Annotated in this window: 11 protein-coding genes; 3 read left to right on the plus strand and 8 right to left on the minus strand. The window is 59.8% G+C overall.

Annotation, left to right across the window (positions count from 1 at the left end; genetic code table 11):
• From tssK to tssB, 8 genes are read right to left on the minus strand one after another with little or no spacing between them, the layout of a single operon-like run.
• A complete protein-coding gene (gene tssK / locus JH15_RS17340; RefSeq protein ID WP_043532745.1) occupies nt 1–1,335 on the minus strand; it encodes a type VI secretion system baseplate subunit TssK in 1,335 nt (444 codons plus the stop codon).
• Nucleotides 1,335–1,874, minus strand: a complete 540-nt coding sequence (tssJ, locus tag JH15_RS17345) for a type VI secretion system lipoprotein TssJ (RefSeq protein ID WP_043532747.1) — start codon at nt 1,872–1,874, stop codon at nt 1,335–1,337. The genes tssK and tssJ overlap by 1 nt, the downstream gene beginning before the upstream one ends.
• Complete coding sequence (gene tagH, locus JH15_RS17350; protein WP_043532749.1) at nt 1,871–3,244, minus strand: type VI secretion system-associated FHA domain protein TagH; 1,374 nt, start codon at nt 3,242–3,244, stop codon at nt 1,871–1,873. Before tagH ends, tssJ begins: the two co-directional genes overlap by 4 nt.
• Nucleotides 3,245–3,249: 5 nt before the next feature.
• Nucleotides 3,250–4,269 (minus strand): type VI secretion system baseplate subunit TssG, encoded by a 1,020-nt coding sequence (tssG, locus tag JH15_RS17355; RefSeq protein WP_043532750.1) that lies wholly within the window; start codon nt 4,267–4,269, stop codon nt 3,250–3,252.
• Nucleotides 4,233–5,996 carry a type VI secretion system baseplate subunit TssF gene (gene tssF, locus JH15_RS17360; protein ID WP_043532751.1) on the minus strand — a complete coding sequence of 588 codons (1,764 nt, stop codon included), beginning with the start codon at nt 5,994–5,996 and terminating at the stop codon, nt 4,233–4,235. Before tssF ends, tssG begins: the two co-directional genes overlap by 37 nt.
• A 22-nt stretch (nt 5,997–6,018) precedes the next feature.
• Nucleotides 6,019–6,450, minus strand: a complete 432-nt coding sequence (tssE, locus tag JH15_RS17365) for a type VI secretion system baseplate subunit TssE (RefSeq protein ID WP_043532752.1) — start codon at nt 6,448–6,450, stop codon at nt 6,019–6,021.
• 12 nt (nt 6,451–6,462) lie between these two features.
• A complete protein-coding gene (tssC, locus tag JH15_RS17370; protein ID WP_043532753.1) occupies nt 6,463–7,944 on the minus strand; it encodes a type VI secretion system contractile sheath large subunit in 1,482 nt (493 codons plus the stop codon).
• 30 nt (nt 7,945–7,974) lie between these two features.
• The gene (tssB, locus tag JH15_RS17375) at nt 7,975–8,478 is read right to left on the minus strand and encodes a type VI secretion system contractile sheath small subunit (protein WP_043532754.1); all 504 of its coding nucleotides are present in this window, start codon (nt 8,476–8,478) and stop codon (nt 7,975–7,977) included.
• A 421-nt stretch (nt 8,479–8,899) separates the two neighbouring features.
• On the opposite strand from tssB, the gene JH15_RS17380 reads away from it, so the two are divergent.
• The 3 genes from JH15_RS17380 (at nt 8,900) to fba (ending at nt 12,270) form a co-directional block, all read left to right on the plus strand.
• Nucleotides 8,900–9,940: a type I glyceraldehyde-3-phosphate dehydrogenase gene (locus JH15_RS17380; protein WP_043532755.1), complete on the plus strand. Its 1,041-nt coding sequence runs from the start codon at nt 8,900–8,902 to the stop codon at nt 9,938–9,940.
• Nucleotides 9,941–9,969: 29 nt separating this feature from the next.
• On the plus strand, nt 9,970–11,133 hold the full coding sequence (locus tag JH15_RS17385; RefSeq protein WP_043532756.1) for a phosphoglycerate kinase: 1,164 nt from the start codon (nt 9,970–9,972) through the stop codon (nt 11,131–11,133).
• 72 nt (nt 11,134–11,205) lie between these two features.
• Nucleotides 11,206–12,270 (plus strand): class II fructose-bisphosphate aldolase, encoded by a 1,065-nt coding sequence (gene fba, locus JH15_RS17390; protein WP_043532758.1) that lies wholly within the window; start codon nt 11,206–11,208, stop codon nt 12,268–12,270.
• The last annotated feature ends 113 nt before the right edge of the window (nt 12,271–12,383 follow it).

Below are 12,383 nucleotides of genomic sequence, written 5' to 3' on the forward strand. Positions count from 1 at the left end.
TTAGCTCCTGATCGCCCAGAACTGCAATTCCAGACCGGGGAAATCCCCCGCCACATGGAACGCGAAGCCGCTGGCTCCGCTGAGCATGCTCCAGGCCTGGCTCTGGCGGTCGAGCTGGAAGTAGCTGTATCCGGCATGGTAGGGAAGCTCGCGCGGAGCCACCGGTAACGGCTCCAACGGCACCCCCGGCAGCTGAAGGCTGATGAGGTCGCGGATGCGCTCGACACTCGCCACCTTGGTCTGCTGCAGGAAAAGCTTGCGCAGACGCTCGTTTGGCATGTCGGCACGTACCGCCAGGATGAAGTCGGCACTATCGAGCAGCCCCGTATCGGCCAGCGGCGCCACCAGCAGGCCATAACGACGCGATTGCAAAGGTATGGCCAGGGCGCGCGGTTCGAGTACCGTCGATAAGGCCTGACGTAAGCGCTGCATCAGCGGCCGGAAGGCACGCTCGGGATGGTCGTGGTCATAAGCCGGCGTTTCCGGGGCCAGCCGCGACTCGTCGGTGAACGTGGCGAGTTCGCAGGCGGTATCGAGCATCGCTTCATAGAGCCGCTCGGGGGCCAGTTGGCCGAGCCGTGCCAGGTGCTGGAAGCGCGGCTGGGCACGGTTGAGCAACTGCAGCAACATGAAGTCGGACACATCGGCGACACCGGCCTGATGTGGCGTGGAAAGACGCTGCGCGATGTTGCGTGCACGCTCCCGCATTAGCCCGGCCATCTCGCCGACGAAGCGCTGCAGCGCGGGCGCAGCCTGAACGTTGAGCAACGTGGGGATGAATGTCTCGTCGAGGATCAAGCTGCCATCCGGGCGACGCTCGACGATACGCGCCACCGTAAGGCACGCATAGGCACTGCGGTCGTCGCGCTCGAGCAGCAGTCGAGGAGTCACTCGGGCCAGGTCGAGCTCGGTGCTGTCACCTTCGCGGGAATGCAGGTCACGCACCGAGCGTTGTTCGAGTCGATAGCGTGACGGAAGCGCCTCCCCCGGCCAGCGAACTTCGCCCACGGCATCGGTGGTCAGGGGCAGACCGAGATAGACGATCTGGTTGGTTAGTCCCGCATCATCGATTTCCAGCGGTGTCGGCTCGACATCGTCATCGGGCATCTGAAACACCGTCCCATCAGGCATCACACCGCTGGCTCGGCTGATGGCGACGCGTCCGAAACTCAGAAACTCGGCAATGAGCTCCAGCGTCAGAAAGCCGTAAAGATAGTGGCTGACTCCACGCAAACGAGTATCGATCAACCCTTCGAGACTGCGCTGTTGCTGTTGGAAGTGCTGCGGTTTGATGAACAGCCCTTCACTCCACACCACGCGGTTGCGACTGGCCATCAGTCTTCCGCCCTCAGTTCGGCTTCGAATTCGCGCAGGTGAACCAGCAGGTGGTAATGTTCACCTCGCGATTGCACTTTTACGATCTTCTTCCACTCGGCGCGCTCAGGGTTGCCGTAGAAGGCGATGAGGCCGATATAGCGTGTCTCTTCATCGATTTCGAACGGCTCGTAGAACTTCCACTGTCCGGGTAGCAGGGTGAAGTCATCGTGTGTCAGGTAATTAGTACCCAACGCTGCCTCGAGGTCATCGCGAAGTTGGCCCAGGTCAGCTGCCATCAGCATCGAGTCGTCCTTGAGCTGCAGGACCTGGAAGCGCAAGGGCGTCCCTTCACCTTCCACGTTGGGGTTGACGTTCTGCTCGGCAAGCATCGCCATATCGACGCGTGTAGGTCGATCTTCTGGATAGCCGACGGGAATCGACGGGTCGCGCATGACCTGCCAGGTCTTGCCGGCCGCTTCTCGCGTTGAGGCGCACCCGCTCAACAGTAACGCCACCATCAATACGGCGAGCCAGACCAAGGAGGGAGAACGGTTCATACGTCCTCCCGCTGCTGACGACGTACCGACTGGTCGTAGGCCTGTTCGAACACCTCCCAGAACAGCTTTTCGAAACCGCGTTGGCGACCTGAGTTGAGTTCCTGGTAATAGTGGTGATACATCTCCCAGGCCCAGCCACCCTCTTCAGTGACGCGATTACTTACGCCACGGTAGGCATGGAAGCGCCGCAGTAGCGCTTCGGGGGCGAAGGCATCGAGGATGGCGCCTAACGCTTGACCGATGGCCTCCTCGACAGCCGCCTGATGCTGGCCCTGGTGAGCCAGGCACTCCGCCACGGCCGCTGGCGCAGACAGATGCACGGGGCTGCGCTGCGCCGAGAACAGGGTTTCGACGGTGGCTTGGTAGGGTTGATCGAGACGCAGCGGGTTGTCTTCGATTGGCTGCAAGCGACGATCGCGTAACGGGTAGCGGCTATCGTCCTGCTGGTGATGCAGTGCTTGCAGACCCTTAATAGTGGCGCGAAGGGTGTGCCCCACCTCTTCGAGGAACGCCTGCTGCTCGCCACTGTCACGAAAGCTCAATTCAGCGTCCATCGCCCGTAACAGCGGATCAGCGCCGACATGCCCGGCGGCCCCCGAGCGGCCGGTGCTGTGATCCTGCCAGCGCTCTTCTAGATTCTCGCCCACCGAACGTTCAAGGTCGTTCAGCAGCCGTTCGTCCAGTTCCCTGCTCATGTCCACGTTATCTTCCTCGTGTCGTTGAATCGATGGCGCGCGCATCTCCGCTTCGCGCCGATCGTGTAGGTCGTATCCTGCCCAGCCCGAGTGGCGCTCATGGCTTGCTGACATTTCGCCGACCAACGCGCCCTCCTCGGCCGACTGGCTGGAGATATCGAGCGCGGCGAGCGGGTCGCCCAGCTGGCTGCCTGGTACGGCCTCACCCAAGGCTTCCAGCGGATCGTCGCGGCGCACTACAGGTGCCCCCACCAGCGGGGCCGCCTCGCCTTCGAGGACATCCCATTCCTCGTCCACGAGTGCCGTCAGCGGTGGAGTCCCGGGCTGCGAAGCCTGACGGTCGCCGAGGTGTACACGCAGGTGATACTCGCCCAGGCGCAGTTCATCGCCGTCGCGCAGGGCAACCCGGCGGTCGCGCCCGATCGGCAAGGTGGCATGATTGATAAATGTCTGACCGCTGCGGTCGACCAGACAGAAGTGACCATCGAGACGCTGGATGTGGGCGTGCCCCGGGCGGATACGGGCCGCATGATCCTGTAACAGCCAGTCGTCGTGGCTGGCACTGCCCAAACTACCGCCCTCGATTCCGAATACATGGCTTCCGGTCGAACGCCCTTCGAGACGCTCGCTATTGATGACGACGAGAGTGATAGCAGTGTGTTTACTGGCTTGCATGGCAGTTATCCGGACATCTGAATGCGTACTCGGCGGCGCTGACAGCCATTGCCGGTATCGGGATTGACGAAGGTGGTCCAACCGAGCTGGCAACTACCAGGTTCTCCAAGACGCATGGGGCGTACGGCGCTTTCGAGCAGTTCGAGTTCGAGGTCGTAGGCCATCGGTTCACGCAGCACGAAAGCGACCAAGGTCTTGAGCGGTGCGTGGTCGACGCCATCAGGTAGAAAATCGCGAAAGCGGGCCAGGCTCAGTCCGCGCAGGCACAGAGCGAACTTGCCGCCGACATCGGCCACACGCTCGCCGGCAACCATGTCTTGACCGAGGGTCATTCCGCTCTGCCCGGCCCGGCTTCGCTGGTCGTCGGGAATCGTCACCCATCGCTTGACCCACTGTTCGATCTCGACGCCATCCAGGTCGAAACAGTGACCCACGATGCTGCTGACCACGGCCGGGGAGCGCGAGCGTCCGGCAAGCAAACCGGCATAGGCCAGCATCTTGCTCCAGTTGATCGGCGTTTCCCCGCGCAACTCACCATCGGCGAGCCCCACCAGGGCGAAGATCGCGGCTGAAAAACCGTCACTGGCACCGTTCTGATAACGCACGTAGTGGCGATACTTCCGCCAGGCACGGTGAACGAGCGTCAGCAGACGGTGATTGAAGAAATCGAGGAAGTCGCCGGCTACACCTTCGTGGTGGGCGGCTTCATGTGCCAGGGCTTCGAGGTAATATCCCGGCAAGGGGGACTGGGCCCCCTGCAATCCCAGGAAGCTAACTTCCAAGGAGTAGCGTTGCGCTGCATCGGTCTCAAGGGCTACCACGTCGCTGCCGGGAAAGCCCAGTGACGCAGAGGCCTTGAAGCGAACACGATTCGCGCTTTCTCGGCTCTCACTGACACACTCGAGGTCATCGCCATGATGGCGATGCAGCAGCTCAACGAGCTGAAAGAACTCATAGCGTCGTGCCCCCTCCAACAGGGGAGCGAGCGCTACATCAGGGGCTGTTGGCCCGGCTGCAAGGTCCATGCGTAGCGCTCGCGGTTATGACGATTGACGACGTGCAGTTCATGAAACGAGTTGATGCTGGCGTAGAGCGAGAAGAACCGCGCCAGCACGCTGCCAAATAAGAACAGGCTGCCTTCATCGCCAAAGGCCTCCTGGTCGAGGGTCATGACCGAGCGAAGGCCACGTACCGGCAACCCTTTCTGAAGGCGATCGATCGATTGTGTTTCTATATCCACAACGCCAGTCAGCCGCTTTTGCGATACCCGCTCGGCCTGACGATCGACCAGGGCACGGAAATCGTAGGCACGAAGCACTGAGCACAAGGCATTGCGCTCCAGCAGCGACAGGTAGTTGAGCGATAGATTGGAAATCAGTGTCCACAACAGGCTGCCATCGAGCGTCGGTCGTAACGCTGGGGTCGGCCGAGTGATGTTGCGAAAGTCGGCATAGGCCGGACTTTCCTCGGTAGAGACGCAGATGTCCCCGACCGAGAGCTGCTCGGGTAGCTCGCGATTGCTACAAGTCAGACGCAGCGACACCGTTTCGCGTAATCCCAGGCAAGCGCGTTCGTCGCCCCGAACGAAGGCAATGTCATGGTCGAATCCGTCAGCACGAAGGCTGTCGCGCACCCGCATGCGGTAGTAGAGCGCCTGGTTCCCGCGGTCCCGTTCGACCTGATGCTGGAAGCTTTCGAAGGGGACGTAATTGCGAGGCTCCCCGCGTACCTTGCCACTGGCGCTCTCCAGCCAGCCATGCACGGCATCGACACTGAACACTTCGAAGTGTGCCGGGTGACGGCTACTGGGCTGAATACGGTATTCGCTGCGCTCGCCGCTAAGATCGATCGGGTCGGCGTCGTGGGAAAAAAGATTGATGGCCGGGCTACAGTAAAGCGCCAGATGCTCGTCATGCACCTTGGCATCGGCCGGCAATGTGCGTGAAAAGATGAACCTCAGCGTGAGCCGTTCGGCCTGGTCGGCCGGCAAGTAATGTCCCAATTCTTGCAGGTCGAAAAAGTTGAACGCCTCGGGAAAGCAGAGATACTCCTGCAGAATCCGATACCCTTGGTAGGCGTTCCGAGGATACGGCAATATGGCGTGCTCGCGCTCGAAACCCACGGCCTTGAGCATCGACTTGGGCAAGACGTGGGGCTGTCCGTCGATGTCGAGCTCGATACGGGCCAGATAGTGACTGAGCCAGAGATACAATGTGCGGGCGGTATAGGTATCTCCGCCCAGATGCAGTCGCAGCGACTCGATTCCCATGGCACTCAATGGCTGGTCGCTATGCACATCGAGCGTCAACTCGACGACTGAAGCCTCGCGGGAATGGCGCGCCTCGACCCCGGCATGGGCGAGCGGGGTGAGCACCACGTCATGACAGGTACGGAAACGACACGCCGTGCCGTCGACGGGACGGCTCGCCAATGCCGTGCCGGAAGCCACACACTGACTACGGCTCAGGGTGTGCCATTTTGGGGTGAATTGCACCACGGTCATGCTGGGTACAGTACGCAGGTAGTTAGGCCACAACATGCTGATCAGCGAATGGGTCAGCTCGGGGAACTCATCCTCGACTTTCTCGCGCATGCGCCCGGTCAGGAAGGCGAAGCCCTCCAGCAAACGCTCGACATCGGGATCACTGCTACGCTCGGACAGAAACCGGCTGAGCCCGGGGTTGCCTTCAGCAAACTCCCGTCCCTGGCGTTTCAGGAAGTTGAGCTCGTCCCGATAGTAGCGATTGAGCATGCGGGCCTCGTGGCGTAAGCGTTCAGTTCAGGCACTGATAGCGTTTGTTGTTTAACAACAGGTCGATGGTCGCCTCGGCACTGTCTCGACCTATTTCCAACGTGGCGTGCACCTGGAAGCGTAACTGCAAAGGGTCGCCATCGCGCGGTAACGACTCGACGTCCACTCGTCGCACACGGGGTTCGAAGCGCTCAATGCACTGGCGGATGGCGCGCTGAATATTCAGCTCCAGATCGAGCACACCGATGGTGGCATCGTTGAAATCCAGTAACCCCAGCTCCGGGGCACATTCGCTATGCCCCGGATGGCTGTTGAGTAGATCTACGAGGTGCCGCTTGATGGATTCGATGGCATCGGCGACGTCGGCTTCCCGCCCTAGATCACCGGGTTGTTCGGGCGCAGAAAGGCGCTCGAACAGCCGGTTGCCGAATACGCCACCCGAGTGACGATTCATGCCGCCCGTCCCTTATTCCTTGTCGAGACGTCCGACCAGCGACAGCTCGAAGTTGGCACCCATGTATTTGAAGTGCGGCCGTACCGCCATCGAAACCTGGTACCAGCCAGGGTCGCCCTCGACATCGGAGACCTGAATCGACGCGGCACGCAAAGGACGTCGGCTGCGTACTTCGGCCGGCGGGTTCTCCTGATCGGCAACGTACTGGCGAATCCAGACGTTGAGCTCCCGCTCGAGGTCCTGACGCTCCTTCCAAGAGCCGATCTGCTCGCGCTGCAGCACCTTGATGTAGTGTGCTAGCCGATTGACGATAAACATGTAGGGCAATTGGGTACCGAGCTTGAAATTGGTCTCGGCGGCCTTGCCTTCGGGCGTGTTGGGGAACACCTTGGCTTTCTGCACCGAGTTGGCGGAGAAAAATGCTGCGTTATCGCTGCCCTTGCGCATGGTCAACGAGATGAAACCCTCCTCGGCCATCTCGAATTCTCGGCGGTCGGTGATCAGCACCTCGGTGGGGATCTTGGTCTGCAGCTGGCCTAGCGCCTCGTAGGTATGCACTGGCAGGTTCTCAACCGCACCGCCGCTCTGTGGGCCGATAATGTTGGGGCACCAGCGGTACTTGGCGAAACTGTCGGTGAGGCGCTCAGCAAGCAGATAGGCGGTATTTCCCCAAAGATAATGCTCGTGATCCTCGCTTACGGTTTCGCGGTAGTTGAAGCTCTTGATCGGGTTCTCGACCGGATCATAGGGCATGCGCAACAGGAAACGCGGTGCAGTCAGGCCCAGATAGCGTGCATCTTCGGATTCGCGCAGGCTACGCCAACGAGCGTATTTCGGCCCTTCGAAAATGGCTTTGAAATCCTTGATGTTAGGCAGTTCCTCGAAGCTGTCGACACCGAAGAAGCTGGGCCCCACCGAGGAGAGAAATGGTGCATGGGCCATGGCGCCTACTGCCGCCGTAAACTGCAACAGTTTGATGTCGGGCGTGGAGGGTGAGAAGTCATAGTGACCGATGATGCCGCCCACAGGCTCACCACCGAACTGGCCATAGCCCGACGCATATACATGCTTATACAGACCACTCTGGCTCAGTTCGGGCGCGAACTCGAAGTCCTCGAGCAGCTCACCCTTGGTGGCATGCAACAGGTCAAGCTTGATGTTTTCTCGAAAGTCGGTCCGATCGACCAGCAGCTTTAGGCCACGCCAGGCGGATTCGAGCTGCTGGAATCCCTTGTCGTGAAGAATGGCGTCGACTTGCCCACTAATCTTGCGATCAAGCTCCACAATCATGCGGTCGACCACGGACTTATTTACCTGGGGCGCTTCGCTATTGCTGTGTAGCAGTTCAGCGATGAACGCTGCCACACCCTGCTTGGCGATGTCGTAACCTTCATCAGCCGGAGCCATGCGGGTCTGAGCCATGACTTGATCGAGAAGGGAGTTCTGGGCCACGGCCTCGGTGGCCTGACCTTGTTGCTGTACGGTATCGGTCATGAAAGTGTCTCGCTACGGGCAAATGCGGAATCAGGCGTCGCTCTTAGGCTCGAGCAATTCAAGTTCGGCCAGTAGCTGCCGCCGCGCTTCGTCGTTTTCGAGCAGCTTCTGTAAACGATCGCGAAACGCCGGAACGTTACCAAGCGGGCCCTTCAGCGCCACGAGTGCCTCACGTAGTTCAACCAGCTTACGCAGCTCGGGAACCTGGCGTGCCACGCTATCCGGAGCGAAATCGCCTAGCGACTTGAACTCGAGATTGACCGCTAAATCGCCTGCCTCGACGCCCTCTTCGAGGCGATTGGGCACATTTGCCTGGAGACCGAGACCCGCTTCCCGCATCACCGACTGGAAGTTGTTTTTGTCGACCGAAACGGCTTCGCGTTCTTCAATCGGGAGCTCTTCCGTGCCGCCCTTGAAGTCGCCGACGACGAGCAGCTTCAACGGCAGCTCCGTTTCCGCCTGCTGTTCGCCAGTAGCGGGAATGTACTTGATGTTGATGCGCTCCTTTGGCGCAACGGTCCCTTCTTTTGACATCTCTTGCTCCCTGGTACGGGCTGCTGCCGCCCTCGCTTATTGCACCACCGCTCATGCTCGGCCGATGTCGACTGCCGACAAACAGACAAAGACTGGAGCGAGGTACAGCGTGTAATTGACGCGGAGGGTATCAGGTGAATCGATTAACGAAAGTCATGCATAAGACTGACTCTCTGTAGCAACCCTTACATGCATTTACGTTGAAATGGTTTGTAAAAGCGCCGATATGGACTGGAACTTACCTGTACGGGAGGTCATGTAGCAGAGGCTAAAATAGGAAATTCATATTAGGCTGACAGAAAATGTCAGCTTTGGCTTACAAGACGTTCAGAGTTTGCCCAGGCCTTCCGCACCAGATTCGGGCAAAAAGACCGCTTCTGCGCTAGAATTGCCGCTTCTTTTCGCTTCTCCGAGCCCACACATGGCCTATCGCATTGCCATCAACGGTTACGGTCGCATCGGCCAGAGTGTGCTGCGTGCCCTCATGGAACGCTCCCCCCGACGCAGCGAGCCGCAAATGCAGGTGGTGGCCATCAATGAGCTTTCCGATCTCGATACCATCGCCTATCTGACGCGCTACGACACCACGCATGGGCGCTTTCCCGGCCGTGTCGAAACGCGAGACGGCCGGTTGCTCATCAATGACCACGCTATTGAGGTGATCAACGAGCCCGACCCCACGCGTTTGCCCTGGAAAGCGCTGAATATCGATTTGGTCATGGAGTGCTCGGGAAGTTTCAAGGATCGCCCCACGGCCGAACGCCACCTTTCAGCGGGGGCAAAACGTCTGCTGTTTTCCAACCCCGCCGAGAGCGATGTCGATGCCACGATTGTGTGTGGTATCAATGAGTCGAGCCTGTTACCCGCGCATCGCATCGTGTCTGCGGCCAGCTGCACGACCAACTGTCTGGTACCGGTGCTGACGGTACTCGACGAGGCACTAGGGGTTGAGCATGGTGTGACCACCACCATTCACTCGGCGATGAACGACCAGCCGGTCATCGACGCCTATAACCAGACCGACTTGCGCCTGACTCGCTCGGCCATGCAATCCATCGTGCCCGTAGATACCGGCCTGGCACGCGGTATCAGTCGCTTGATGCCGCATCTGGCCGACCGTTTTCAATCGCTGCATGTGCGCGTGCCGACCATCAATGTGTCGGCCATGGACCTGTCGATCTGCGTCAAGCGCGATACCACGGCAAGCGAGGTCAACGCCTTATTTGCAGTGGCCACTCGCGACCGCCTGGCGGGGTTACTAGGCTTTACAGAAGAACCCATGGCCTCCGTCGACTTCAACCACGACCCGCGCTCGGGTATCGTTGATGCGACCCAGACCCGGGTGGCAGGAGGCCGCTTGATCAAGATGCTGTGCTGGTTCGACAACGAATGGGGGTTCGCCAATCGCATGCTGGACGTGGCGCAACACATGGCACGCCTGGAGCCTCCCCGTATTTCCTAACCTGGCTTGCAACTCAAGGAGCACGACCGATGAACGTACGCAAGATGACCGACCTCGACCTCGCAGGGCAGCGAGTACTGATCCGTGAAGACTTGAACGTACCGATCAAGAATGGTCGTGTCACCAGTGATGCCCGGCTACGTGCCTGCCTGCCAACTATCAAGGCCGCTGCGGAGGCTGGCGCCAAGGTCATGTTGATGAGCCACCTTGGGCGCCCCACCGAGGGAGAACCGGCCGACGAGTTCTCCCTGGCCCCGGTTGCCGAGCATCTGGGCACGCTTCTCGACCGCCCGGTTCGCCTGGTCAAGGACTATCTCGACTACAGCCCCGAACTGGCCGATGGAGAGGTCGCGCTTCTCGAAAACGTGCGTTTCAATTCCGGCGAGAAGAAGGATGACGAAGCCTTGGCCAAGCGTTACGCAGCGCTGTGTGACGTCTATGTCATGGACGCCTTCGGCACCGCTCACCGTGCCCAGGCGTCTACGCACGGCGTTGCGCGTTTCGCCCCGACAGCCTGCGCTGGCCCCCTCCTGGCACAAGAGCTGGAAGCACTGGAGAAGGCCTTGGCCAACCCCAAGCGGCCCATGGTGGCCATCGTCGGCGGCTCCAAGGTCTCGACCAAGCTCGATGTACTCAACGCCCTGGCTGAAAAGTGTGATCAGTTGATTGTCGGTGGAGGCATTGCCAATACCTTTATCGCGGCGGCGGGTTACAATGTCGGCAAGTCCTTGTATGAAAAGGATCTGGTCGACAAAGCTTCGGCATTCATGGAAAAAGTCGATATCCCCTTGCCTACCGATGTCGTTGTCGCCACCGAGTTCTCTGAGTCCGCTGACGCCGTTGTGAAAGGCGTGGATCACGTGAATGATGAGGAGATGATTCTCGATGTCGGCCCGATGAGCGCAGAAAAACTGGGCGATCTCCTCAAGGAGGCCGGCACCATTCTCTGGAATGGCCCTGTTGGCGTGTTTGAGATCGACCAATTTGGTCAGGGGACACAATCCCTTGCTCAGGCGATTGCTGCAAGCTCGGCTTTCTCGATCGCAGGCGGCGGCGATACGCTGGCGGCCATTGATAAATACGGGATTGCCGATCAGGTCTCGTACATTTCCACGGGTGGGGGCGCCTTCCTCGAATATGTCGAAGGCAAGACCCTTCCCGCTGTGGCTGCATTGGAGGCGGCCGCGAAGTAAAACACAGGGATAGCCAACCTAGCGACTGCCGGGCCATTCGCCCGGCAGCGTGACTTCAGGAACCTAGCATTCATGGCTCTCATCAGCCTACGTCAGTTGCTCGACCATGCCGCCGAGTACGGTTACGGCGTGCCCGCCTTCAACGTCAACAACCTCGAACAGATGCGTGCCATCATGGAAGCGGCCGACCGCACCGATTCTCCGGTGATCGTGCAGGCCTCGGCGGGCGCGCGCAAGTATGCGGGCGCTCCCTTCCTGCGCCATCTGATCCTGGCTGCCGTCGAGGAATTCCCTCATATCCCTGTGGTCATGCATCAAGATCACGGTACTTCGCCGGCCGTGTGCCAGCGCTCCATCCAACTCGGGTTCTCCTCGGTGATGATGGATGGCTCACTGGGGGAAGACGGCAAGACACCGAAGGACTACGACTACAATGTCGCAGTGACCCGCCGCACGGTCGAAATGGCCCATGCCTGCGGTGTGTCCGTGGAGGGGGAACTAGGCTGTCTGGGCAGCCTTGAAACCGGCATGGCCGGTGAAGAGGATGGCATTGGTGCCGAAGGCGTACTCTCGCACGATCAGTTGCTTACCGATCCGGAAGAAGCGGCGGCCTTCGTCAAGACGACACATGTCGATGCGTTGGCAATCGCCATCGGCACCAGTCACGGTGCCTACAAGTTCACCAAGCCACCTACCGGCGATACGCTGTCGATCTCTCGCATCAAGCAGATCCATGAGCGCATCCCTAATACCCACCTGGTCATGCACGGCTCTTCATCCGTGCCACAGGAGTGGCTCGAAGTGATTAACGAATTCGGTGGCAAGATTCCCGAAACCTACGGCGTACCGGTCGAGGAAATCGTCGAGGGGATCAAGCATGGGGTGCGCAAGGTCAATATCGATACCGATCTGCGCTTGGCCTCCACCGGCGCGGTTCGCCGCTTTCTGTCACAGCATCCCGCCGAATTCGACCCACGGAAATTCTTGAAGGAAACCGTGATTGCTATGCGTGAGCTGTGCATCGCACGCTATGAGGCCTTTGGGACCGCTGGGCAGGCGAGCAAGATCAAGCCGATAAATCTTGATGACATGGCCGAACGATATGCCCGTGGTGAACTCGCCCCTGAAGTCTATTAATCTTTACACGAGCCTGCACACCGCCAGCCTTGCGCTGGCGGTTTTTTGGTGTTGCCCGAGCCACAACGAAAAAACCCCGGCCTGCTGGCCGGGGTTTCCGAAAAGGTGCCTGA

This window comes from Litchfieldella xinjiangensis (assembly GCF_000759345.1).
GTDB classification, from domain to species: Bacteria; Pseudomonadota; Gammaproteobacteria; order Pseudomonadales; family Halomonadaceae; genus Litchfieldella_A; species Litchfieldella_A xinjiangensis.